This window comes from Chryseobacillus diguaensis, from assembly GCF_049220665.1.
Lineage (GTDB): Bacteria > Bacillota > Bacilli > Bacillales > Bacillaceae > Metabacillus_B.
The window spans coordinates 232,430-255,303 of record NZ_JBMKNV010000001.1 but is presented as its reverse complement, the minus strand read 5'-3'; the positions used below and the strand labels follow the sequence as shown (position 1 = coordinate 255,303).

The 22,874-nt window shown below is 39.8% G+C and carries 24 protein-coding genes; 6 read left to right on the top strand and 18 right to left on the bottom strand.

Annotation, left to right across the window (positions count from 1 at the left end; translation table 11 throughout):
* Window positions 1–13: 13 nt before the first annotated feature.
* The gene (locus ACOT8F_RS01270; RefSeq protein WP_421649737.1) at window positions 14–1,039 is read right to left on the bottom strand and encodes a SepM family pheromone-processing serine protease; all 1,026 of its coding nucleotides are present in this window, start codon (window positions 1,037–1,039) and stop codon (window positions 14–16) included.
* Window positions 1,036–1,827, bottom strand: a complete 792-nt coding sequence (locus ACOT8F_RS01265; RefSeq protein WP_421650023.1) for a patatin-like phospholipase family protein — start codon at window positions 1,825–1,827, stop codon at window positions 1,036–1,038. The genes ACOT8F_RS01270 and ACOT8F_RS01265 overlap by 4 nt, the downstream gene beginning before the upstream one ends.
* 148 nt (window positions 1,828–1,975) lie before the next feature.
* On the opposite strand from ACOT8F_RS01265, the gene ylbJ reads away from it, so the two are divergent.
* Window positions 1,976–3,214, top strand: coding sequence for a sporulation integral membrane protein YlbJ (gene ylbJ, locus ACOT8F_RS01260; protein WP_421649736.1), 1,239 nt, complete (start codon window positions 1,976–1,978; stop codon window positions 3,212–3,214).
* Window positions 3,215–3,446: 232 nt separating this feature from the next.
* Here ylbJ and coaD read toward each other — a convergent pair whose 3' ends face one another.
* Together coaD and rsmD are read right to left on the bottom strand one after the other, a co-directional pair.
* Window positions 3,447–3,932, bottom strand: a complete 486-nt coding sequence (coaD, locus tag ACOT8F_RS01255) for a pantetheine-phosphate adenylyltransferase (protein ID WP_421649735.1) — start codon at window positions 3,930–3,932, stop codon at window positions 3,447–3,449.
* The gene (gene rsmD / locus ACOT8F_RS01250; protein WP_421649734.1) at window positions 3,933–4,502 is read right to left on the bottom strand and encodes a 16S rRNA (guanine(966)-N(2))-methyltransferase RsmD; all 570 of its coding nucleotides are present in this window, start codon (window positions 4,500–4,502) and stop codon (window positions 3,933–3,935) included.
* A 636-nt stretch (window positions 4,503–5,138) separates the two neighbouring features.
* Between rsmD and ACOT8F_RS01245 the strand changes: the two genes are divergently transcribed.
* Window positions 5,139–5,528, top strand: a complete 390-nt coding sequence (locus ACOT8F_RS01245) for a DUF7147 family protein (protein ID WP_421649733.1) — start codon at window positions 5,139–5,141, stop codon at window positions 5,526–5,528.
* A 58-nt stretch (window positions 5,529–5,586) separates the two neighbouring features.
* Here ACOT8F_RS01245 and ACOT8F_RS01240 read toward each other — a convergent pair whose 3' ends face one another.
* Entirely contained in the window at window positions 5,587–5,859 is a 273-nt protein-coding gene (locus ACOT8F_RS01240) for a YlbG family protein (protein WP_421649732.1), read from the bottom strand.
* A gap of 158 nt (window positions 5,860–6,017) precedes the next feature.
* On the opposite strand from ACOT8F_RS01240, the gene ACOT8F_RS01235 reads away from it, so the two are divergent.
* Window positions 6,018–6,371 carry a hypothetical protein gene (locus tag ACOT8F_RS01235; RefSeq protein WP_421649731.1) on the top strand — a complete coding sequence of 118 codons (354 nt, stop codon included), beginning with the start codon at window positions 6,018–6,020 and terminating at the stop codon, window positions 6,369–6,371.
* A 13-nt stretch (window positions 6,372–6,384) separates the two neighbouring features.
* Here ACOT8F_RS01235 and ACOT8F_RS01230 read toward each other — a convergent pair whose 3' ends face one another.
* From ACOT8F_RS01230 to ACOT8F_RS01215, 4 genes are all read right to left on the bottom strand, one after another.
* Window positions 6,385–6,822 carry a YlbF/YmcA family competence regulator gene (locus tag ACOT8F_RS01230; protein WP_421650022.1) on the bottom strand — a complete coding sequence of 146 codons (438 nt, stop codon included), beginning with the start codon at window positions 6,820–6,822 and terminating at the stop codon, window positions 6,385–6,387.
* An 81-nt stretch (window positions 6,823–6,903) separates the two neighbouring features.
* Window positions 6,904–7,326, bottom strand: a complete 423-nt coding sequence (locus ACOT8F_RS01225) for a hypothetical protein (protein ID WP_421649730.1) — start codon at window positions 7,324–7,326, stop codon at window positions 6,904–6,906.
* A gap of 119 nt (window positions 7,327–7,445) precedes the next feature.
* Entirely contained in the window at window positions 7,446–7,685 is a 240-nt protein-coding gene (locus ACOT8F_RS01220) for a YlbE-like family protein (RefSeq protein WP_421649729.1), read from the bottom strand.
* A gap of 9 nt (window positions 7,686–7,694) precedes the next feature.
* Complete coding sequence (locus ACOT8F_RS01215) at window positions 7,695–8,090, bottom strand: YlbD family protein (protein WP_421650021.1); 396 nt, start codon at window positions 8,088–8,090, stop codon at window positions 7,695–7,697.
* A 169-nt stretch (window positions 8,091–8,259) separates the two neighbouring features.
* On the opposite strand from ACOT8F_RS01215, the gene ACOT8F_RS01210 reads away from it, so the two are divergent.
* Entirely contained in the window at window positions 8,260–8,748 is a 489-nt protein-coding gene (locus ACOT8F_RS01210) for a PaaI family thioesterase (RefSeq protein ID WP_421649728.1), read from the top strand.
* Between the two features lie 62 nt (window positions 8,749–8,810).
* Here ACOT8F_RS01210 and ACOT8F_RS01205 read toward each other — a convergent pair whose 3' ends face one another.
* Window positions 8,811–9,857, bottom strand: a complete 1,047-nt coding sequence (locus ACOT8F_RS01205; protein ID WP_421649727.1) for a CAP domain-containing protein — start codon at window positions 9,855–9,857, stop codon at window positions 8,811–8,813.
* 461 nt (window positions 9,858–10,318) lie between these two features.
* Here ACOT8F_RS01205 and ACOT8F_RS01200 point away from each other — a divergent pair, with 461 nt between their 5' ends.
* Window positions 10,319–10,684 (top strand): YugN family protein, encoded by a 366-nt coding sequence (locus tag ACOT8F_RS01200; protein WP_421649726.1) that lies wholly within the window; start codon window positions 10,319–10,321, stop codon window positions 10,682–10,684.
* A gap of 35 nt (window positions 10,685–10,719) precedes the next feature.
* Here ACOT8F_RS01200 and ACOT8F_RS01195 read toward each other — a convergent pair whose 3' ends face one another.
* The 7 genes from ACOT8F_RS01195 to cyoE all read right to left on the bottom strand — a co-directional run bounded on the left by ACOT8F_RS01195 (window position 10,720) and on the right by cyoE (window position 17,545).
* Window positions 10,720–11,229 carry a GNAT family N-acetyltransferase gene (locus ACOT8F_RS01195; RefSeq protein ID WP_421649725.1) on the bottom strand — a complete coding sequence of 170 codons (510 nt, stop codon included), beginning with the start codon at window positions 11,227–11,229 and terminating at the stop codon, window positions 10,720–10,722.
* A gap of 97 nt (window positions 11,230–11,326) precedes the next feature.
* Window positions 11,327–12,223, bottom strand: a complete 897-nt coding sequence (ctaG, locus tag ACOT8F_RS01190; protein WP_421649724.1) for a cytochrome c oxidase assembly factor CtaG — start codon at window positions 12,221–12,223, stop codon at window positions 11,327–11,329.
* Between the two features lie 90 nt (window positions 12,224–12,313).
* Window positions 12,314–12,646, bottom strand: coding sequence for a cytochrome c oxidase subunit IVB (gene ctaF, locus ACOT8F_RS01185; RefSeq protein ID WP_421649723.1), 333 nt, complete (start codon window positions 12,644–12,646; stop codon window positions 12,314–12,316).
* A 3-nt stretch (window positions 12,647–12,649) separates the two neighbouring features.
* A complete protein-coding gene (ctaE, locus tag ACOT8F_RS01180; protein ID WP_421649722.1) occupies window positions 12,650–13,273 on the bottom strand; it encodes a cytochrome c oxidase subunit III in 624 nt (207 codons plus the stop codon).
* Window positions 13,273–15,144 (bottom strand): cytochrome c oxidase subunit I, encoded by a 1,872-nt coding sequence (gene ctaD, locus ACOT8F_RS01175; protein ID WP_421650020.1) that lies wholly within the window; start codon window positions 15,142–15,144, stop codon window positions 13,273–13,275. The genes ctaE and ctaD overlap by 1 nt, the downstream gene beginning before the upstream one ends.
* Before the next feature lie 239 nt (window positions 15,145–15,383).
* A complete protein-coding gene (gene coxB / locus ACOT8F_RS01170; protein ID WP_421649721.1) occupies window positions 15,384–16,460 on the bottom strand; it encodes a cytochrome c oxidase subunit II in 1,077 nt (358 codons plus the stop codon).
* A 155-nt stretch (window positions 16,461–16,615) separates the two neighbouring features.
* Entirely contained in the window at window positions 16,616–17,545 is a 930-nt protein-coding gene (gene cyoE / locus ACOT8F_RS01165; protein ID WP_421649720.1) for a heme o synthase, read from the bottom strand.
* Between the two features lie 546 nt (window positions 17,546–18,091).
* On the opposite strand from cyoE, the gene ACOT8F_RS01160 reads away from it, so the two are divergent.
* Window positions 18,092–19,042 (top strand): COX15/CtaA family protein, encoded by a 951-nt coding sequence (locus tag ACOT8F_RS01160; protein ID WP_421649719.1) that lies wholly within the window; start codon window positions 18,092–18,094, stop codon window positions 19,040–19,042.
* 327 nt (window positions 19,043–19,369) lie between these two features.
* Here ACOT8F_RS01160 and pyc read toward each other — a convergent pair whose 3' ends face one another.
* Entirely contained in the window at window positions 19,370–22,810 is a 3,441-nt protein-coding gene (gene pyc / locus ACOT8F_RS01155; protein WP_421649718.1) for a pyruvate carboxylase, read from the bottom strand.
* Between the last annotated feature and the right edge of the window lie 64 nt (window positions 22,811–22,874).

Below are 22,874 nucleotides of genomic sequence, written 5' to 3'. Positions count from 1 at the left end.
CTTTTCCTATTCATTATGATGCATTTTTCAATTTTTCCAAATAGAAAACAGCATCATCAAACTTATCCACTGGAACTAGCTTTATAGAGGAATGGATTTTTTCAGCGGTCAATTTGGCTTGTTTATAATTGGATTCTTTTTTGCCGTGTTCGTTTGGAGCAAAAAAGATTTTAACACCTGCCTTATCCGCAGCCACAATCTTTTGGGCAATACCTCCTATTGGACCAATTTCACCCGTTTCAGATATCGTGCCTGTTCCTGCTATTTTATAACCTTTAGTGAGATCTTCCGGCTTCAGCTGATCATATATTTCCAGACTCATCATCAGTCCTGCTGAAGGGCCCCCTATATTTTCTGTGTTTAAAGAAACATTAGGACTGACCGTTACTTTTCGTTTATTCATTAGACTGATGCCAATACCTGCTCTTTCTGGTTCCTCTTTAAACGGTGAAAGCTTCATGATGCTGTTCAATTTTTCCCCTTCCCGTTCATATGTTATATTCACCCTGTCTCCGGCTTTCTTTGAGCTGATATAATTTTGGAATTGCTCTGCACTGGTGAGTTTTATTTCATTTACCTTCACTAGCTTGTCATCTTTTTTAAAGACTTTGCTTCCAGGCATATTTTTCTCTGTAAAAGTGACATAAACGCCATCGAATGTCTCAGTAACTTTTTTTTCTGCTTTTTTATAAGCAATAACGACAGCAGAATCCTGAGAGCTTTTCATCATTTGTACCTGTCTTTCTAAGTAGTCATTATCTGATTCATCCGGCTGCTTCACTCGGTCCACCGGTATCATTTCATCATAGGAATTAAATTTAGCAAGCAAATAAGAGACAATGCTTGCTCGTCCAAAACTGACTGTTGTTAAAGAAAAACTCCCTTTGGAAGCGGAGCCTTTATCAACTTTAATGATTGGCTCAAGAGGAGTGGCGCTGCCAGGCTTTAAAATGTAAAAAGGCAGTTTTATATAGGATAGAATCATGGCCAGTATAATCCCGATTAAAAAAGCTTGTAAGGTTTTTTTCTTTTTATTCATCCAGGCTGCTCCTTCCAATTTGCGATCAGCAGCTCAATTTTCTTTATGTTCTTGAGAGCTTCCTGCTCTCCATTTTCAATGATTTCCTGAATATTTGTAAAAGCTCTTGAACTGAACTGTTCTACATGCGGCCTGATCATAACATCAGATTCTGTTTCCCTGTGCAGCAGCAGCTCTTCCTGCATAATATCAAGACTTTGCATGATCACATCGAAAATGGAATTGATTTCTTCATGCTGCTTGACCCTTGATACGTCGACTCCAATCACAATGTCTGCGCCCATTTCTTTGACGACGGAAACAGGAACCCTGTCTATAACTCCTCCGTCCACGAGGAGCTTGCCGTCGAGCTTCACAGGAACAAATATTCCTGGAATGGCTATACTTGCCCGAACAGCGTCTGAAACAGGACCTTTCTTAAAAACAACCTTTTTTCCTTCATATAGATCTGTTGCGACAATAGCGACCGGCATATCCAATTCTTCAATATTTTTGCCCTTTGTAAAAACTTTAACCAATTCCCAAACCCGATTTCCTGAAACGAACCCCATTTTTGGTATGGTAAAGTCGAGATAATATTTCCGTTTAAAGGCTGCAGCAAGCTGATACAAACGGCTGATGTCATGCCCTGAGGCAAAAATGCCTCCTACGAGCGCCCCCATGCTGCTTCCTGCAATCATATCAATTTTAATGCCATGCTCCTCCAATGTTTTTATAACACCCAGATGCGCAAAACCCCTTGCCCCTCCTGAGCCAAGTGCCAGCCCTATTTTCGGTTTCTTTTCCAGGAGAACAGCCTCCTTCTTCCATACATCTTACTCAAATCATATGGTCTAAAAAGGACCCCTATTCTCGTATATTAAAACTATGGAAAAAGTACAGGCTTTTTACCTTTTCCATTCTTATATGTAGCGATTTTCAATGGGAGGCATGCCTTTGAACCGATCCAAATGGAATACATTGCTTGCTGCACTGTTCATTGCAAGTTTAACGCTGTTAGTCATACTCCACCCAGAGGCTGCTCTGGATGCTTCGAAACAAGGGCTTAAAATGTGGTGGGAAATTGTTTTTCCTTCCCTGCTGCCTTTTTTTATCCTCTCTGAACTTTTGATTGCCTTTGGAATTGTCCAATTCATCGGAATTATTCTTGAGCCTTTTATGCGGCCGATTTTTCGAGTTCCAGGGGTAGGCGGTTTTGTCTTTGCAATGGGCATGGCATCTGGTTTCCCTTCAGGCGCAAAGCTGACTGCAAGACTCCGGCAGGAAAATCAGCTTTCAGCAATAGAAGCTGAACGGCTCGTTTCCTTTACAAACTGCTCAAACCCGCTTTTTATTTTCGGAGCTGTTGCTGTCGGATTCTTCCATAATCAAGCTCTCGGTTTATTGCTCGCAGCAGCTCATTATCTTGGTAATGTAATGGTAGGGCTTGTCATGAGATTTCATGGAAGAAGCAAAGAAAAAAACATCAGGAAAGATAAAAAAACAAGTTTCCCTTCCATCTTATCAGCCTTTAACGCCCTTCACAAAACGAGGCTTGAGAACAAACAGCCGCTTGGAAAAATGCTGGGTAATGCGGTACTGTCTTCCGTCCAGTCACTTCTGATGATTGGAGGTTTTATTATAGCCTTCTCTGTCTTTAATCGAATTCTGTCTGTTGTCCAGCTGACAGATTTTCTTTCAGGGGCTATCAATGTATTTTTAACGATGGCAGGCTTTCCTGAATCTTACGGAAAGCCTTTGATATCAGGATTATTTGAAATAACACTTGGAAGCCAGCTTATCAGCAAAGAAACAGGACCAGCCCTTTTGTTTCAGGCTGCCGTTCTGACAAGCTTCATTCTAGCTTTCAGCGGGTTTTCTGTTCAAGCACAAGTTGCAAGTATTCTTGCTGAAACGGATATACGGTTTAAACCTTTTTTTATCGCCCGTATCATGCAGGGATTTTTTGCGGCTATAGCAGCCGCTTTGCTCTTCAAGCCTCTCTATCTGCATTTTCAATCAAGTAAAGAAACATCCGTTCAGCCTGCCTTTCTCTTTCAGAATTCCGGCCGATGGTTCACTGAAATTTGGCAGCATTTAAGCAGCGCCGGCCCTCTTATTACGATTGGCTCTCTGCTTGTTTATATTATTCTCTACAGCTTAAAAAGCAGAACTATATCAAAGAAACCCTATTAATATATGAACGAAAAGGATGACCAATATTGTGCCGGGTCATCCTCTTTTTTAGGCTCTTTTCTTAAACTTTGTTAATTTTTCCAATTTTCCAATTTCTTTTTATTGACTATACATGCCATTTAGACGGAAATTTTAAGAAAAGATGCCACTAAGCCAATCAAACAACATTCATTTGCCTTATACGAATAACAACAATCTTTGCGAAAACCATTTTTATTGCCTAAAAGGTCTGCTATTTCAAAACAAATTTTTGCTTGAGTGCCTTCTCAACAGGAGGCGGAACAAGATCTTTAATATCCCCTTTGTACTTCGCAACCTCTTTAACGATACTGGAGCTGAGGAAAGAGTATTGGTTGTTCGTCATCATGAAAAACGTTTCAATTCCTTCATCAAGAAAGCGGTTCATAGAAGTGATCTGCATTTCATACTCGAAATCCGAAACAGCCCGCAGTCCTCTTAAGATGGAGTTGGCATTTTTTTGCCTGGCATAATCCACCAAAAGCCCTTTGAAGGACTCTACTTCAACGTTCGGTATGTCCTTTGTTACTTCTCTTAACAATTCGCATCTTTCTACAACATCAAATAAAGGCTGCTTGGAAGAATTATTCAATACACAAACATAAACCTTTTCAAAAACATTTGCGCCTCTCTTAATAATATCCACATGACCAAGCGTCACTGGATCAAAGCTCCCTGGGCAAACTGCAATACTTGCCATTTACTCTCCCGTCCTTCCCGTTTCATATCCAAATATGGTAACAGCCGTGACTCCGTATACTTCTTCCTTTAATTTGGAAAGGTGGCCAATTGCATCCGGCAGTTTTTCTTCTGTACCATGCTCAGCTACAAGATATCCTTCTTCTGTTAAAAGGACTGCCTCATCAACTGAATTTATAAACGCTTTCAATTTTTGTTGTTTGTAGGGCGGATCCAAAAAAATTAAATTAAATGATAAGTTCCTTTTTATAATAGCCTTTAACGCTCTTTCTGCATCATTCCTATATACTTCAGTCTGCGCTTCAAACCCGCAGGCTTCAATATTTTTATGTATGGTTTGGATCGCTTTTGAATCCTTGTCAACGAATAGGCAAAAATCAATTCCCCTGCTTAAAGATTCAATGCCCAATCCTCCGCTGCCGCCAAACAAATCCAGGGCTGATCCGCCTTCAAAAAAGGGACCGATCATATTAAAAATAGCTTCTTTCACTTTATCAGTGGTAGGCCTTGTGGATGTTCCGGGTACAGCCTTTAAAGGCCTTCCTTTACATGAACCTGACACAACTCTCATACTATTCACCACATCTTTTTAAGATTCCTGCTTTTAAGCATGTTTTATCGTACCATAGAAAAAAAAGAAAAAACAATAGCTTGGGATAAATTTGACTGCCCTATAAAAGATCAGTTGACTTACTAAAAAAGAAACTGTTTTAGCAGCAGGCTTAAGGTAAAGCTAAATGTTGATTTTGGCACAATGTTAATTGGAGCGGAAGTCACGAAACTACTGCTTAGAAAAGCGGGTCAAGGGAGATACCGCAGGCGCCAAAACGCCGAGGAAGGCTCTAAGGACCGCCCGCTTAAGATGAGTGTCTGAAGCGGAACCCAAGAGTCAAGTTTAAAGAGCCTGGCAAAAAAAAAACCTTGCAGGCAATTGTCTGCAAGGTCCTTCTATCCCTCGTTCAAGGTTAGAAGGCAAAGGGAGAGGAGAAACCGGAGGAAGAACTTATGGGGAAAAATAAGTCTTCTCCGCGGTTGGCAACAACATCGGTTGACGAGTGTTGTCCTTTCTTATTATGGCCAATTATACTTTATGCTATACAAATCATATTCAAACTGGAAGGAACGGTCCTGACAGATGACTCACGGGAAGATTTTTATGTGAAAAAATGCTACATTAGTTTGTAGGTAAAATGGAAGGAGATCTAAAATGATACAAAGATTTATTGAACTTGGAGAAGGGTATTCTGATATATATGAACTTCTAGAAACAGCAAAAGCCAATAAAACAAGAGTTCATGGGCTTCTTTCCCTGCAATCCGAAGTAGACGGAAGACTTGTAACTTCTATTGGGGTGATCATGAAACCGACTGATCCGGGAGAATTTCAAGCCATTTATGTTTGCAGGGAAGGAATTCCTAACCCCGCAGAAAAACCAAACAAACGGTCACAGCTTTTTCAGGAACTTTCAATCGAGTTAGAAAAAAAGATCATTAAAGTTAAGGTAAAACCGTCAAATGCTTTTAATGAAAAAATTCTATATTATCAATACTTAATAGGGATCCTTAGATTGAATCATATCATCCCTCCGATGAAATGAAAAAACGGGTCTGGCCAAAAAGTAAAGGTACTCATGGCAAGACCCGTCAATAAATGATTTATAAACCCATTTTATAATCATATTCTTTCGCTTTATCAATTTTGCTTTCAAATTCGAGCTTAAGATATGGTTTATATGATGGCTCTACATGCTTAACAAATGAATAGGAAGATATTTTTCCAGTCAATTGTTCAGATGCTTCCTGATCACAATAAAGCACAACATATTTCAGTTTTTTTGAAACATAATGAACATTACCGAATTTCCGCAGCATTTTCACATGCTTTAGGGAATGCATCCATACAATTAAGCCTTGTCTTTTATCAGCCATTAATCTTCACCCTTTTTCGCGTGTCCAAAGAAATTTTAACAGAGTTTTTTCTGTTTCACAATATGTTCCGATAGCTCTTTTTGAACATGTCTGCTTTGTTTTTTTATCAGCGGTATCCTGGCAAAGGTATTTGTACGCATCCGAAAGGAGTTATGCTCGTGGATGAACTTGAAGCTATATGGATTCAGTTTTTATCAGAGCTTCAATCTAAAGAGGCTATAGAAAATACCGAGAGAAAAATGATTGCCGGTACCCCATTTTTGTATGTAGTTCTTAAAACAAGCTTAAATCAGCACGAGCTTGAAAAACTCATTCGAAATGCAGCCAAAAAGGCGATGGCCGGCAAAAGAGTCACTGTTCAAACCATTTATGTTAGAGAACAGGCTAATACAATTGTATTTCGTCACCGTTTTTTTGTTCCGCAGGAAAAAATGTTTTGCTGCGGAAATTTATGCGAAGATTGTATTTTGTTAAGGCACTTAAAAAACCGTTCTAAAAAAGACAGGGGCTAGCCCTGCCTTCAAATTAGGATACCTTACAGCCGCAGCCCCCTCCAGAACCACATCCGCCTCCGCATGAAGACCCTGAGTCAAAGAAAGGATTGCCTGTAGGCACTTTTATATGTTCAGACACAGCTCTGCCAAGCTCAACACTTATTTCATCAAGTAAAGTTTGAAGATTTGTTTCAGCTCTCCGGAAAGCAGCCACAGAATCGTTCATATCGAGGTTTCTCTTAACCTGCCGCATTTCCGATGAAATTGTTTTGTAGTCCGGATGATATCTTCCAAAACGCTGAACGTCTTCGTATTTTTCCTTTACCTTGGTGAATTCTGCAATGAGCGACTGTGCTGTCTGGTCATTTTGCAAAGCTTTCTGAAGACGGCGGTAATCCACAGCTAGTTGGGATTTCTCGATCATTTCCCCAATTCTCTCCGCCTGCTCCAAGATGGTTACACTTTCCATTGTAGCTAGTACCAATCTTCAGCACCTCCACCCTTATTCTATCATGGTTGAAGGGAAATGAGAAATCCGAATGGAAGTTCTTCACATAATCACAACATTCCATTCTGCTGCTTCAGGACTTTCTTTGCTTCCAAAAGTATGAAACTCCGCGCGAATGTGGTGTCTCCCTTTGGATAAATCCCGAATGGTAAAGGCAGCTGTTACGATATCAGATGTATGCATTTTTCCATCGACATACAGGTTGATGGAAATATCACCTTTTTTTCTGGCTTTTTTCGACAAGGCAAATGATTGATCAGAAGATAAACATTCTACATAAACCACATTGTTTTTCACGAAATGGTTTACTTCCATTTTGCTGTTCTTTTTTTCCGCGGCATGAATTTTAGCTTCCTGGAAAAATGGGCTTGTCCCCTTTATCCAAGATCCTTCGGGTTTTGGCTTGTCATTTGTGCATCCTGTTAAAAGTACAATAAAAAAAACAAGCATCCACACATTTTTCATCTCATCCACCATCCTTTCTCCATATTTTTACCATTCTTTTGGAAATTATGTTTCGTATGGATAAAGCAATGAAGGAAACGAGTAAAGATGCAAAAATAAAAACGGCCTTAAGGCCGCATCTAATCCTGCTGCTTCATAGATTGGAACATGCCAAGCATCATAGAAGCCATTTGTATGGAATTGGAGAACTGGGCCACTTTGTGAGGGATCGTTTTTTGATAGTGATTCATCATGGCAACATTTAAAGCTTTCGTATCATTAGGATTTCGGGCAAGCTTTCTGTACCATTGAGGCTGTTCTCTCATAAACTTGATTAAATCCGGACTGGATTGAATATATTCCTGAATTTCTTTTCTCACAAAGCACCTCTAATCTTTTCTGAAAGAAAATGGCTGGTTTCCTGTGCTGCCGCCAGATGTTTGAGTAGGTTTGGCAAATCCAAATTGCTCAAGAATTCCTTGAATAGTTGAAACGGTATTGCTCATATTATAGAGATGCTGATTCATTTCATTGGCATCCATTTTTTTGACTGAAGAAAGCATTTTTGACATAAAATCGGATTTCTTTTCTTCCGTTACTCCTTCAGCAGCCTCTTCGTCTTTGTATTGTTTCCATGATGGATCTGTGTCTCCAAGCAAATACCAATCTTCATAGATTCCCTGCCAGCTCTTAGTACCTTTTCTGACTTCCTGTATCAATTTCGGATGAAGCTTTACAAATCCCTTGAATTCTTCAACTGACGGATGCAGCTTCTTTTCACTCATCATCTTCACTCCTTGTTGCGTCTGCCTATTTCATTTTATCCGGTTAACCGTCTTATGGTTCGCCCAATTATGGTGTGAGCATCATAAATATTTGCTAAGATAGTAGGGTACAAAATACAGTTTAATACCGGCAGGAAAATGACTGCCTTGACAGAAGGGTTGGAACAAAATGAATAAAGAAGAACTTCTTGCTCAATTCCAGCAGATTATTGAAACCTCAAATGAAGAAGAACTGCATGTTGCCAAGTTACTGGCAGATGGAATGGAAAAGAAGCAAAAGAAGCAAAATGGTACATACATAGGTGCTTTAATGCACGTCCAAAATGAGTGGAATGCTAATGGAGATCTTACGATGAAAATCCCAAATACTCCTATCATTCAAAATAACCTTAATATTGTTCATGGCGGCATCACAGCCACTCTTCTCGATTCTGCAATGGGAACATTTGCAGGAAGCTTGCTTTCAGAAGGAAAAAGCGCAGTTACTTCCGAAATGAAAATTAATTATGTTGCTCCGGGGACAGGCTCCTTCCTTACTTGCAATGCGGCACTCATTCATAAGGGCAAAAGAACGATTGTTTTGCAGGGACAGGTTTTCAGAGACGACGGTGAACTGATTGCCCACTCAACTGCAACCTTTTATATAATTGATAAATAAAACCTTCACATTACCTGATGTTCTGCAAAAAATAAGAAGGCTGCCTTCGCAAGCCTTCTTTTCTATTGGTTCCAGTATTTCACATAATCCTGTGTATAATAATCACCGTATACACCCACTCCCAGATGGGTGAAATCAGCATTCAGCATTGCCTCGCGATGTCCCTTGCTATTCAGCCATCCTTCAACAGACGCAATGGCATCTGTATAATGAGCTGCAATATTCTCGCCTGCAGAAGCATATTGGATACTCCCCTTACTCAGGCGGTCTGCAAGTCCGCCCTCCGTTGGTGAATCGTGTGCAAAATATTGATTATTCTTCATATCCTTACTATGCAGATAAGCAATACCCGAAACATTCTTATCATTTGAGAGACTTTCAAGTCCATGCTGATTTCGAATTACATTGGTAATATCAAATATTTGGTTTTCTGCTGCTTTCTCGATTTTGAGCTCTTTATCCTTTTTTAATTCAGCAGGGGTCAAAAGGCTGCCTCTATATACGACTTCATATGGACGCTGTTTAATAAATGTTTCTTTATCCATTGCTCTTACACTTGAGAGCGTTCCATCAAATTTATCGAAGTAAAGCTGAAGAATCATATCCTTCATTTTCACTGAAGGTCTTGTATTCATATCCTCCTCAGTTAATTCGAATTTATAGGCACTTCCTTTATAGTCCAGAGACAGGGAAGAAGAAATGGGAGCCTCTTTAAATACTTCTCCAACTGGCTGTCCAATATTGAAGGGTTTTAAATTGATGTTTTTTCCAATGGCATAGACAGTCACAACTATTCCGTTTTGAATTCCCACTTGGAGATATTTTTCAGGGTCCTGATTATAAATCCACCAATCATAATCATATTTGGAAGGTTCTTTTCTTGCTGGAGAACCAAGCGATTTTTTGACACCTTCAGATGATTTACCTATAAAGGAGAAGAGACCGCTTTTTGGCATTTTCATTGCATTGCCTGCCTCTTTTTGACTGGAGATTTCAGGGGATTCGCCTGGCTGTCTTTTTTCCGGGGGCTCTTCATTGAACCTTATAAAAAAAGTATACGTTAAAAAAATTAGTATTAATATAAATAGCGCTCTGACCAAGGTTCTCATGCACTTCCCCTCCATTCGATTCTTCTTTCACCAATACCATTCACTATCATTTTATCATTGCAATAATCAGTTCATCCTCATTCATCTTCCCTATTATTATATGAGAAGTCTTCATCATAAAGCATATGGGAAATCTTTATTATTCTTTCCCTTGCTGGATTGGTTTAAACAGAAGTAAGAAGAGCCTTTAACGGTAAAGACCTTCGTTTTATAAGGCTCTTTTCTTGAACTTTGCTGTTTTCCCGTTTCTGTTTCTTGAATATACCTGCCAGTTGGACGGAAATTTTAAGAAAAGATGCCCCGAAGCTAATCCTTATGTGTTTTCAAACCAATACGAATAACAAAAATCTCTGCGAAAACAGCCATTTTTAAAAAAGCACGCAAGCATTGATTGAAAGTTCGCTCTATTCATACTATTATTAAAGAAGCACGGTATTTCACTGGGTTTGGGAGGAATCGGGATGAAATTTGAAGGAACGGGTCTTGAAGGAATGACGGCTGAGCTGATCAGGCTGGATGACCTCATGGAAAACCACGGGTTAATCAGAGCTGGACAATGGGACTATGAAAGGGTTACATATGACCGGAAATTTGAACTTAGAGAAGACATCTTTTATCTAAGAATTCAAGGATTTGCAATTGAAGGTGATGTAGGCAGCAGAAATGCTGTTATGAAGCTTTTGACACCTCTGCTCGGAAAGTATTACTATCCCCATGGAGTGGAATATGGTGAGGATGAAGAGCTTCCTGGTCATATTATTCAAGCAAGCGAAAAAATCATAAAACAGCTGAAAGAGGAAATCGCTCAGCTGGCTATCGGGGGGTAAGGGCTCTTAGGAGCTTTTCCCTTTTACAATTGAATTTAGCAAGATTCATTTTTGGCAATACGCCATTGCAGAAATAAATCATCTTTGCTTGAGCAGATAAATCCAAGTTTATTAAATAAAGCGATGGTTTTTTCCTGATCTGATCTGCATTCCGTATAAATACATTTCACTTCTTTTTGTTCAAAAAGCCAATTAAAAAACATATTAGCTGCCTCAAACGCTATCATTTCAGGGTAAGCTTTATCCATTTGAAAATGAAATTCTACCCTGCCGTTTTGATCAGGCTTTGCTTCGATATAAAAATCTCCGATAATTTTCTTTTCCAGCGTATGAATGATAAGCCAAAGCCCCCATCCATATTCCTTTTTATTCTCTTCCAAACGTTCAATATATAGTGGCAATACTCCTGTAGTAAGAGGTGACGGCCATGTGTCCGGTATATTAATAGGGGAACGTTCCTCCAGCTCTTTTCTATGAATGATAAGAGATTTAGCGATATCAAGAGAACAAGGAATGACCAGAAGGCGTTCAGTCAGGATTTCCAACGTTTTTCCCCCTTCAATGTTTCGGATGATTTTTTCAGGCAAAATAAAAAGTGTTACAAAATTATATTCTGCAACACCTTGAAAATATGTTTGAAAACTATTTAAGAGCTTTTTGAACTCCCTCTTCATATTCATCTTTTTCTCTTTCCTGCCTTGCCCATTTAAAAAAGACATAGGCGAGCATCGTACCGTATATAATTTCCTGAATAATTTTCATCGCAACTCCTCCAAGCTGCTGATCCTCCATTATGGGCAAGGAATTAAACATCTCTGGACCTGTTAAATTAAGCCCTGACAATGTGCCAGCTGGAACACAAAGCTGCATGGCCTGCATCCATGAACGCGGATCATAGTAGGTGGCATATAACGGAACCTTTGCAAAAATAATCAGCGCACAAGCCGGTGTCAAAAGCATGCCATTTGCAAATATGTATCCGATTTTTAAAATGCCGCTCAGTTGATTCTTCTCCTCAAATTTGTTTAGCAGCGGCCACCACATAAAAAGAGATGCAAAAAACAAGATCAGTGTTGAAGCTGTATGATAAAGCGGAGCGCTTTTCACAAAATCAAAAATGGCAGGGAAATGATAGAGAGAAAATAGACCATTAAATAAAATTAATGCAAAAAGTGGTTTCGTCATAAAACGAAAGGCTTGTCTTATGACAGGCAAGTCAGTAACCGTACGCCACATCCATGCGGGAATACTGATGATCAAAAGCGGCGTAATTAACAAATACAAAATGGCCATTTGAATCATATGGGCACTGAACATTAAATGGCCCAGAAGATCAACCGGACTTCCTTTTACGATATATAACAGTACCATTGCAGTGGTAAAAATCCATTGCTGATTGACTGTCACTTTCTCTCTTCCCCGAAACTTATCGCCCTCGCGATTAATCAGAAAAAAATACAGGAGTACGCAAATCACAATAGAGACAAAGAAATAAGGGCTCCACAGTGCATTAAAACCAAATATTTCGATATTCTCCATTTGTTCTTCTCCTCCTTTAAAGGTGTGCCTGAATCGAATGATAAAACCGGCCTTGCAAAAGGCCGATTCCTTAAAAACATCCTTTTATGCTTACCACCAAATAATGGTTGAAAAAGCTAATACAGTCAGCAATCCAAATCCAATGCCTGAAAAAAGGAACAATGCCGGCGTTTGGTGCCCTTTATGATTCATATGCATGAAATAAAACAGCTGGAAAATAACCTGTATGACAGCAAGTGTGATAATAAATGGGGCTTTAAACCATTTATCCACACCATCGTACCCTACAGCAATGAATGCTAATACCGTTAAAAACAGCATCATGCCAAAAGAAACAAATTGATACTTCATTTCCTCCGCATTTTTCTTTTTCCTATATACCAAATCCACACGCGGGTTGCCTGATTTTTGATTGGATTCCATAACCTATCCCACCATTCCCATCAAGTATACAACCGTAAAGATAAAAACCCACACAACATCGATAAAGTGCCAATACAGACTGGCTACATAAAACTTTGGAGCATTGTAAAGATTTAATCCCCTTTTGCTGTTTCGAATGACAAGCGTCGTAATCCAAAGAAGTCCAAATGCAACGTGGGCACCGTGTGTTCCTACAAGCGTATAAAAGGCCGAACCTAGTGCACTGCTCATCATTGTAAATTTAAGTTCATGGACATAATGATTAAATTCATAGATTTCAAGCCCTAAGAATCCTGCGCCAAGCAGGACTGTGATAACAAGCCAAACCTGCATTTTGCGAAAACTGAAATTTTTCATATGATAAATAGCGTAAACACTTGTCAAACTGCTGACCAATAAAAGCATGGTTGCAAAGAATACAAGCGGCAGCTCAAACAGTTCCTTTGTAACTGGACCATTGTTGTTGGAATTTCTTAAAGCAAGAAATGTGGCAAAAAGAGTGGCGAACAGTACTGTTTCTCCGCCTAGAAACAACCAAAATCCTAAAAACTTATTTTTAGCTTCAAGAGTGGCCTTTTCGGGAGATTCCGGAAACGTTTCCGCTGTAAATCTTTCCTCAGCATGCATTATGCCTTCACTCTCCTGTCTGTATCGTCCTCAAGATCTTCTTTATGAATATGGTAGCCATGATCATCAACGACAGAACGAAGGAACATGCTTCCGAAAGTAATAAGAAGCCCTATTAAGATCAGAATAATTCCCCACGAATGTTTCTCATGGTACATTAAGCCAAGTGCTGCAACGAATAAACCAAATGCAATAAAGATTGGCAGAATGGAAGAGTTCGGCATATGAATATCTCCGACAGGCTCTGAAGCTGTAAGGCCTTTTTTGCCTGCCATTTTTTCAATCCATAAAGCATCCAGTCCACGCACTAACGGAATCTGTTTAAAGTTGTATTCAGGAGTTGGCGCTTCGACAGCCCACTCAAGTGTACGCCCGTCAATCCATGGATCCTGTCCAGCTGGCTCTCCTTTTACAGCAGTCTGGATAATATTGATAACCATTATAAGCACTCCCGCTGCCATGAAGAAAGCGCCTATTGAACTGACCATATTGTATGTTTCAAATCCTTGACCTGGAAGGTACGTAAAAACCCTGCGGGGCATCCCAAATAATCCAAGAAAATGCTGAAAGAAGAAAGTTAAGTGAAAGCCGATAATAAATAAAACAAATGTAATTTTGCCTAATTTTTCATTTAAGACTCTGTTAAAGATTAATGGCCACCAATAATGAACCCCTGCAAGCAGGCCAAGAATCACTCCCCCTACAATGACGTAATGAAAATGAGCTACGACAAAATAAGTATCATGATATTGGTAGTCAGCCGTAACGGCAGCGAGCATAATTCCTGTGACCCCGCCCATGACAAAGGAAGGCAAGAACGCCATTGCATACAGCATCGGAGTTGTATAACTGATGCTGCCTCCCCACATTGTAAATAGCCAGTTAAATATTTTAATGCCCGTCGGTACGGCAATGGCCATGGTCGCCACTGCAAATATGGCATTTGCAATAGGCCCAAGACCAGTTGTAAACATGTGATGAGCCCATACCATGAATCCTAAAAATCCGATTAATACGGTTGCAAAAACCATGGCAGAATATCCAAAAAGCCTTTTTTTCGAAAACACTGGTATAACTTCCGAAAATATTCCAAAGGCAGGAAGGATCAAGATATAAACCTCAGGATGGCCGAATATCCAAAAGATATGTTCCCAAATGATTGTATTTCCTCCGGCTCCGGCAACAAAGAAATTGGTATGAAACAGTCTGTCAAGCATCATGAGCGCCAATCCTACCGTTAATGGAGGAAAAGCAAATAGAATAAGTGCTGAAGCTACGAATGTGGTCCAAGTAAAAAGCGGCATTCTCATGTATGTCATTCCAGGTGCTCTCATGTTAATAATGGTTGCCAGAAAGTTGATGCCTGCCACTAGAGTTCCAATCCCGGAGATCTGAAGACCAAGCACATAAAAATCAACTCCATGGCCAGGGGAATTCAGGGAAAGCGATGCATATGAAGTCCAGCCTGCGTCAGGAGCCCCACCTAAAAACCAGCCAAGATTTAAGAAAACGCCTCCGAAAAAGAACAGCCAAAATCCAAGTGCATTAACAAAAGGAAACGCTACATCCCTCGCTCCAATTTGAAGCGGTACTACAGCATTCATAAAAGCAAACAGCAGCGGCATAGCTGCAAGGAAAATCATTGTGGTTCCGTGCATTGTCATTACTTGGTTGTACAAATCCCCCGTCAAAAAGTGATTGTTTGGAATGGCAAGCTGAATTCTGATAAACATGGCTTCAATACCGCCCACCACGAAGAAAAATCCGCCTGCGACTAAATACAGAATGGCAATTTTCTTATGATCAACAGTTCTAAGATAATCCCACAGAACAGCGCCGAAGCCTTTTTTCTGAGTTAACGTGCTCACAATGCTACCTCCCTTTCTGTGTAACTCTTTTTCTCGGTTTCTAACTATTTCTTGTTTGTTTTAAAATGGCTGTTTTCGCAAAGATTGTTGCTATTCTTAAGTATTAAAGAAAACGCATTAAGATTAGCTTCGGGGCATCTTTTCTTAAAGTTCAAATCAAGGATCCTGCAGCTGAAATTTAGATTGAGAAGCAACAAAGTTTAAGAAAAGAGCCTTTAAAAAAAGCGATCTTGCTAAGTTTTCTACTTATCTGCCTTTAATCCCATTACATACTGGGTTAACGCGTTAACTTCCTCATCTGATAGCTTCGGATATTTCCCGGTCATCTTGTTGCCAGGCTTATATTTTTCTGGATTTTTAAGCCATTTTTTAACATTTTCTTCATTATGGTCCATAACGCCGGCTACTCTTGAGCGATTTCCGAAGTTCCCCAGATTCGGAGCAATACGGGCTGCCTCAGGCCTGCTGTCGGATGGTGCTACTGCATGGCAGGCAATGCATCCTTTTTGCTGGAAAAGCGCTTCGCCCTGTTTAGCCACATCGCCTTCTGCGACAGGCTTTGCATCTTTCATTTTCTTAACCCATTGATCAAACTCGGTTCGAGATACCGCTTTCACTTTAAAGTCCATTAAAGCATGCGAAGGACCGCAAAGCTCTGCACACTTACCATAAAGATATTCACCGGCATTCTTTGTCCGTTTAGAATCAAACTCAAGCCAGAATTTATTTTCATTCTCAGGATTCGTATCCATTTTTCCTCCTGCTGCTGGGATCCAGAAAGAGTGCTTAACATCAGAAGATTTTACTTTAAAGTACACTTTTTCGTCAGTAGGAACAACAAGCTCCTGGCTGGTAATCACTTTATAGTCAGGGTATTCGAATTCCCACCAGTAAAGATTTGCACGTACATTAACAACAAGTGCATTTTCAGGTTTCCTCTTTTCACTATCCATCGGCTTTACATTCGCCAGATCAAACGTAGAAGCAACTACAGGGACAGCAAGGATCAATAAGAGCAAAATAGGAATGACTGTCCAGAGAATTTCAAGCTTGTGATTTCCCTCAACCTGCTCTGGAATTTTGTCTTTTTGATTCTTCTTTTGTTTAAAACGAATAATGACGTAAATAAAAATTACCGTTACAACTGCGACAACAACGACCATAATAATGGTGCTAAGTATCATGATCGAATACTCATTATCCGCCACTTCCCCAGCTGGCTGCAGGGTGGAAAGATATGGTTCGCCGCAGCCGGCCATAAAGAGCGCCATTAAAACAAACAAAGGAACAAGACGCCATTTTGTCAGCCACTTTTCCATAGACGAATCAAACCCCTCTTTCATTAAATTGGATTTTTAACTACTTAGAATATTACAATAATTTAGTTTATGGTAAATTCTTTTAAATAAAAGAATATTTAACAGTTATATGTATTAATAATGCGCGGCGGATAAACCGCCACGCGATATTTCACTTAAAAAAGCGTGAAGATAACCATAGAAACAAAAAGTATTGTTAAATAATTAAGAGAGTAGATAAACATCCATTTCGCCCATTTTAAATCGTCTTTCATTTTAACTCCAGACAATGCAAGGATAATCCATCCTGCGTTAAGAACTGTCGCAAGAATCACAAAGCCAGTTCCTAAATTAAACAAGTAAAACGGAAGCGGCAGCAGACATGCACACCAAACCATCATTTGGCGTTTTGTCATTTGAAAACCATGAACTACCGGAAGCATAGGGATTTTAGCTGCACGATATTCTTCAACCCTTCTCATAGCAAGCGCAAAAAAGTGAGGCGGCTGCCAAATGAACATAATCAGGAAAAGCACCCATGCAGTTGTGCTAAGGCTTCCGCTTACTGCTGCCCATCCGATTAGCGGAGGAACAGCTCCTGGAATGCTGCCGACTACTGTATTAATCGTATATCTGCGTTTTGTCCACATAGTATAGATGAAAACATAAGTAATGACACCTACAAGTCCAATAACAGCAGCCGTTACAGTTGTTAAGAGTAAGCAGGCCGTCCCAACTATAATTAAAAAGATCCCTGTCCAAAGCGCCTGCTGGCCGTTCACTTTGCCAGTAACCGTCGGACGGTTGCGGGTTCTTTCCATTATGATATCAATGTCACGATCGTAAAAGTTATTAATGGCACATGATCCGCCCATGATAAATGCTGATCCTATTAAAGTGAAAAGAACGACGTCCAATGAATCCAGAAAACGAAGACCGTTGAAGTGGAGTGCTAGCCATAAACCAGCGAATGTAGTAATTAAGTTTGAATTGACAATACCTACTTTAATCAAATCAAGAAAATCTTTTACAGCAGTGGTTTTGGCTATTTCATGAGGACGTTGTTCACTTAGCGATGCATCTGTCATCGCCCTCGAATTAGACATAATATACCTCCTTTACCTATTACCGCTTCAATAAATTATAAAAGCGTTCCAAACCTATTGCCTGCCCATTATGAGCAGACATTCCTCTGTTTGCAGGTGATTTCCTGCAACTATAAATGGATGCTACATGTATTATCATACTAAAAAATCCGCTTATTAAAAAAGGTTTTATATCCGGTTTTTCTAATTAAACGTACTTTTGTGACAAGAAGGTGAACATATTAAAAGATGAAATAAACCGGAATATATTTCCAAATAATACATAAGCCTTTATCATTCTATCACAAAAACGAAAGAAATAATCTCCTGCGAAAAAGAAAAGATCCTGTCTCCTTTTTCTATTTCTATTATAAGATAGTAAATTCCTCCAGAAAACCTGTCTAAATTTATTTTATACTTTTAAAACCTTTGTGAACAATGAGTCCATATCATTGTTTTTTAACGTTTTATTCTCTAAAATCAGTATCGTGGAATGAATAATTAGTTAAAATTGAAAATATCATCAAATCATATTAAATTGTTTTTAGAATGAGAAGGTGAACGTATTTGAAATTTAAATTACAACTTAAGCCACTTGGTGTAGCAACCTCCATTGTGCTCTTGCTTGTACTGCTGGGCGGGGCATTAGTGACAACGACTGGCTCAGCCCGCGGCTGCGGTGCTTCATGGCCGCTATGCAACGGATCCATTTGGCAAACGGTCATTACAAAAGAATTGATAATTGAAGCAGCCCACCGTTTTGTCTCAAGTCTTGCGGGCATCTTAGTATTGATTCTGGCTGTTCTTTCCTGGAGAAGAATTGGACATGTCAGGGAAACAAAGCTTCTTTCCATCCTTTCAGTCGTGTTTTTAATTGCCCAGGCTCTCTTAGGTGCAGCAGCGGTCGTCTGGGGCCAGTCACCAGCTATTAAGGCCCTTCACTTCGGCATATCACTCATTTCTTTTGCTTCAGTGCTTCTGTTGACTCTACTGATCTTTGAAGTGGACAAAAAATATGATGCAAAAGCACTTATTGTTGACAAGGTAATGAGTTTTCATGCTGTCGGTCTTACCATATACACCTATCTCGTAGTATATACAGGAGCGTTTGTAAGGCATAAAGGGGCAGGTCTTGCCTGTTCTGACGTACCTTTTTGCACGAATTCATCTATAGGCCTGCCTGCTACTGTTCAGCAGTGGGCGCAAATGGGACATAGGACGGCAGCTGGAATTTTATTTATTTGGATTGCACTTGCTGCCTGGCATGCTATAAAACATCATAAGCATGAAAAAGTTCTTTACTATGGATGGATGATCACATTTGTGCTTGTCTGCCTTCAGGCAGTGACAGGAGCTCTTTCTGTTCTCACTAAGTTAAATATGTTTTTTACTATGGCACATGGTTTTATCATCGCTTGTCTCTTTGGCGTTTTAACCTACTTCCTGCTCCTTGTTACTCGGAATAAGGTTAACCGCAGAGAGCAGATGCAAAATAATGATGTCAATGCTATCTTGTAAAATTTATCCTTTTTTGAAGACAAATCCGCTGGTTATAAGAACCAGCGGATTTTTTTATCCTTCTTTAAATGCTATAGCTTTTTTTCTTGGTACGGGTATGATCAATATTTGGTTTTGGATTGCCGGTTCCAAGTTTTCAATTCCATTCTCCTCTAAGCTTTTCGTCACTTCTTCGTCTCGCTTTCATATAACTCTTTAAAGGCATGTTCAGGTTCTCCGTAAATGACAAAAAACAACAATCTCTGCGAAAACAGCCTTGCGATAAGAGCCTATAATAAAAATTCTATGAAAAAAGAAGGCCTATTAAAGGACCTTCTTTAAGACAGCTTATTCTTTTTCGAGCTCTATTAACAAATCACCTGTTTGGATGCCTTCACCATTAGAGACATGTATCTCTTTTACAACTCCATTAAACGGTGCCTGGACAGTCGTTTCCATTTTCATTGCTTCTGTGATCATCAAATGGCTGCCCTTTTGTACTTTTTCACCTTTTTTTACAGTAACTTTAATAACAGTCCCCGGCATTGATGCACCAATATGTCCAGGAATGGCTTTGTCTGCTTTTGCTTTCACAGCTACTGAAGAAGTAATGCTTTCATCTCTGATCACAATCTCCCTGGACTGGCCATTAAGTTCAAAATAGATGACTCTTGTGCCGTCTGACTGCGGTTCACCAATGGAAACCAATTTAACTATAAGGGTTTTCCCTTTTTCGATTTCAACTTCAATCTCTTGGCCAAGTGTCATTCCGTATAAAAAGGTTGGGGTATCAAGAACTGAAATATCTCCAAATTCCTCAACTGTCTTGGAATATTCCATAAATACTTTCGGATAAAGCGCGTATGTGATTAACTCAAAGTCAGTAATCTGCCTGTTTAATGCTGAAAAAAGCTCTTTTTCCATTGCTTCAAAGTCAGCAGGCTTTAATAGTTCGCCGGGTCTGACAGTGATGGCTTGCTTGCCTTTTAGGATGACGTTTTGCAGCTTTTCAGGGAATCCTCCATGAGGCTGCCCTAAATACCCTTCAAACAATTCGATAACTGAATCAGGAAAATCCATTTCTTCTCCTCTTTCCAGTATATCAGTCTCAGATAAATCATTTTGAACCATATAAAGAGCCATGTCTCCGACAACTTTTGAAGAAGGTGTAACTTTTACAATATCGCCAAAAAGGTCGTTTACTCTGCGATACATTTTCTTTACTTCATTCCAGCGGCCATCCAGTCCAACTGCTTTTGCCTGCTGCTGAAGATTGCTGTATTGCCCACCCGGCATTTCATGTTCATACACTTCTGTATGAGGGGAATTCATGCCGCTCTCAAAGTCAGCATAATATTTTCGGACAGCATCCCAATACATAGAGAGCTGTTCAAGAACCTCAGCCTTTATCTTTGGCTGACGCTCCATTCCCGTAAGTGCATAATAAAGACTGCTTGCTCCAGGCTGTGAAGTAAGTCCTGCCATTGAACTGACAGCTGTATCAACAATGTCTACCCCTGCTTCAACTGCCTTGGCATACATATAAATGCCATTTCCGCTTGTATCATGCGTATGAAGGTGAATCGGAATATCAACTGTTTCTTTTAAAGCTGAAATTAAATCATAGGCTGCCTGTGGTTTAAGAAGCCCTGCCATATCCTTAATTCCTAGAATATGAGCTCCTGTATTTTCAAGTTCTTTCGCCATTTTTTTATAATAGTTCAGGTCGTATTTACGCCGTTCGGGGTCTAAGATATCTCCTGTATAACAAATCGCTGCCTCTGCAAGCTTCCCGCTTGTGCGGACTGCATCAATCGCAAGGGTCATTCCCTGCACCCAATTAAGGCTGTCAAAAATCCGGAATACATCTATGCCAGCTTGAGAGGACTTTTCAACAAATTCCTTTATCACGTTATCAGGATAATTTTTGTATCCAACAGCATTTGAAGACCTAAGAAGCATTTGCAAAAGGACGTTCGGAATCTGTTTTCTAAGGGTCACTAAACGGTCCCAGGGATCTTCTTTCAAAAACCGATAGGCTACATCAAACGTGGCGCCGCCCCACATTTCAAATGAAAATAGATTAGGCATAAGCCTTGAGGAGGCTTCTGCAATCTGTTTTAAATCTTTCGTTCTTACCCTTGTTGCCAATAAGGATTGATGGGCATCCCTGAATGTAGTATCTGTAATTAGCACTTCTTTTTGTTCATTCACCCAATTTATAAGGGCTTCCGCTCCGTCTTCTTCCAGAATTTGCTTCGTCCCCTTCTGAACTGGGTCTGAAAGCTTAATTTTAGGAACAGGAGGTTTTTCAAAAGAAGGTTTCTGTTTTTTCCCGATGCCCGGAAAACCATTGATTGTCACATTCCCTATATAGGTCAGCATTTTCGTTCCCCGGTCTTTGCCAATTGGAAAAATGAAGAGTTCAGGCGTTGTATCGATGAAGGAAGTATCATATTCGCCTGATAAAAACTTTTCATGCTTTACGACATTTTCCAGAAACGGTATGTTTGTTTTTAATCCCCTTATGCGGAATTCCTTTAAGTTTCTGACCATTTTGGCTGCTGACTGTTCAAAGGTTATCGCCCATGTTGAAACCTTCACAAGCAAAGAGTCATAAAAGGGTGTAATAACAGCTCCCTGAAACCCATTTCCTGCGTCAAGTCTTACTCCAAATCCTCCTCCCGATCTATAGGCCATAATTCTTCCGGTGTCTGGCATAAATTGATTGAGAGGATCCTCTGTCGTTACCCTCGATTGAATGGCAAAACCGTTTGTACGGATATCTTCCTGAAACGGTATGCCAACTTCCTTGCTATGTATGGAAGAACCTTCTGCTATCCTGAGCTGAGATTGTACAATATCTATGCCCGTAATCATTTCGGTAATGGTATGTTCAACTTGAACTCTTGGATTTACTTCTATGAAATAAAATTGTTCGCGTGATACTAGAAATTCAACTGTGCCTGCGTTCAAGTATTCAACATTTTTGGCAAGCTTGACTGCAGCCTCGCAAATTTCAAGACGAAGTGATTCAGAAAGCGAAACACTAGGGGCTACTTCGACTACTTTTTGGTGGCGCCGCTGAACGGAACAATCCCTTTCAAACAAGTGGACAATATTGCCGTGCTTATCGCCAAGAATTTGGACCTCAATATGCTTTGGATTTTCAATAAGCTTTTCAACGTAAACCAGATCGCTTCCAAATGCTGCCTTGGCTTCTGATTTTGCTCTTTCATAAGCTTCATTTAATTCTCTTTCTTCTTTTACAATCCGCATGCCGCGTCCGCCGCCGCCAAGTGCCGCTTTTATAATAAAAGGATAGCCATGTTCCTTTGCAAACAAAAGAACGTCATCTACACTATTTACAGGTCCATCACTTCCAGGAATGACAGGGATTTCTGCAAGCTCTGCCTGTTTTCTTGCCTTTACTTTATCTCCAAACATATCCAAATGCTTCGATTCTGGTCCTATAAAAATAATTCCTTCTTCTTCACACCTTTTAGCGAATTGAAGATTTTCAGATAGAAAGCCGTATCCAGGGTGAATCGCATCAACATGGTTGTTCTTGGCAATCTCTATAATTCCTTCAATATCCAAATAAGCATCTATTGGTTTTTTGCCTTCGCCTACTAAATAGGCCTCATCAGCTTTATACCTGTGATAAGATCCTGTATCTTCCTTAGAATAAACAGCAACTGTACGGATATTCAATTCCGTACATGCGCGGAAAACCCTGATGGCAATTTCTCCTCTGTTGGCAACTAATACTTTTTGGATATTTTTCAACGTTATGTTCCTCCCCTAGGTCAAAATAATTAGATTAGTATGTCACATTTATTATTAGTATAAC

Bases quoted from the DNA above. Each gene is read 5' to 3' on its own strand.
- ACOT8F_RS01270 (WP_421649737.1), bottom strand. From the start codon at position 1,039: ATGAATAAAAAGAAAAAAACCTTACAAGCTTTTTTAATCGGGATTATA.
- coaD (WP_421649735.1), bottom strand. From the start codon at position 3,932: ATGGCAAGTATTGCAGTTTGCCCAGGGAGCTTTGATCCAGTGACGCTT.
- rsmD (WP_421649734.1), bottom strand. From the start codon at position 4,502: ATGAGAGTTGTGTCAGGTTCATGTAAAGGAAGGCCTTTAAAGGCTGTA.
- ACOT8F_RS01245 (WP_421649733.1), top strand. From the start codon at position 5,139: ATGATACAAAGATTTATTGAACTTGGAGAAGGGTATTCTGATATATAT.
- ACOT8F_RS01240 (WP_421649732.1), bottom strand. From the start codon at position 5,859: ATGGCTGATAAAAGACAAGGCTTAATTGTATGGATGCATTCCCTAAAG.
- ACOT8F_RS01230 (WP_421650022.1), bottom strand. From the start codon at position 6,822: ATGGAAAGTGTAACCATCTTGGAGCAGGCGGAGAGAATTGGGGAAATG.
- ACOT8F_RS01225 (WP_421649730.1), bottom strand. From the start codon at position 7,326: ATGAAAAATGTGTGGATGCTTGTTTTTTTTATTGTACTTTTAACAGGA.
- ACOT8F_RS01215 (WP_421650021.1), bottom strand. From the start codon at position 8,090: ATGAGTGAAAAGAAGCTGCATCCGTCAGTTGAAGAATTCAAGGGATTT.
- ACOT8F_RS01210 (WP_421649728.1), top strand. From the start codon at position 8,260: ATGAATAAAGAAGAACTTCTTGCTCAATTCCAGCAGATTATTGAAACC.
- ACOT8F_RS01205 (WP_421649727.1), bottom strand. From the start codon at position 9,857: ATGAGAACCTTGGTCAGAGCGCTATTTATATTAATACTAATTTTTTTA.
- ACOT8F_RS01200 (WP_421649726.1), top strand. From the start codon at position 10,319: ATGAAATTTGAAGGAACGGGTCTTGAAGGAATGACGGCTGAGCTGATC.
- ctaG (WP_421649724.1), bottom strand. From the start codon at position 12,223: ATGGAGAATATCGAAATATTTGGTTTTAATGCACTGTGGAGCCCTTAT.
- ctaF (WP_421649723.1), bottom strand. From the start codon at position 12,646: ATGGAATCCAATCAAAAATCAGGCAACCCGCGTGTGGATTTGGTATAT.
- ctaE (WP_421649722.1), bottom strand. From the start codon at position 13,273: ATGCATGCTGAGGAAAGATTTACAGCGGAAACGTTTCCGGAATCTCCC.
- coxB (WP_421649721.1), bottom strand. From the start codon at position 16,460: ATGGAAAAGTGGCTGACAAAATGGCGTCTTGTTCCTTTGTTTGTTTTA.
- cyoE (WP_421649720.1), bottom strand. From the start codon at position 17,545: ATGTCTAATTCGAGGGCGATGACAGATGCATCGCTAAGTGAACAACGT.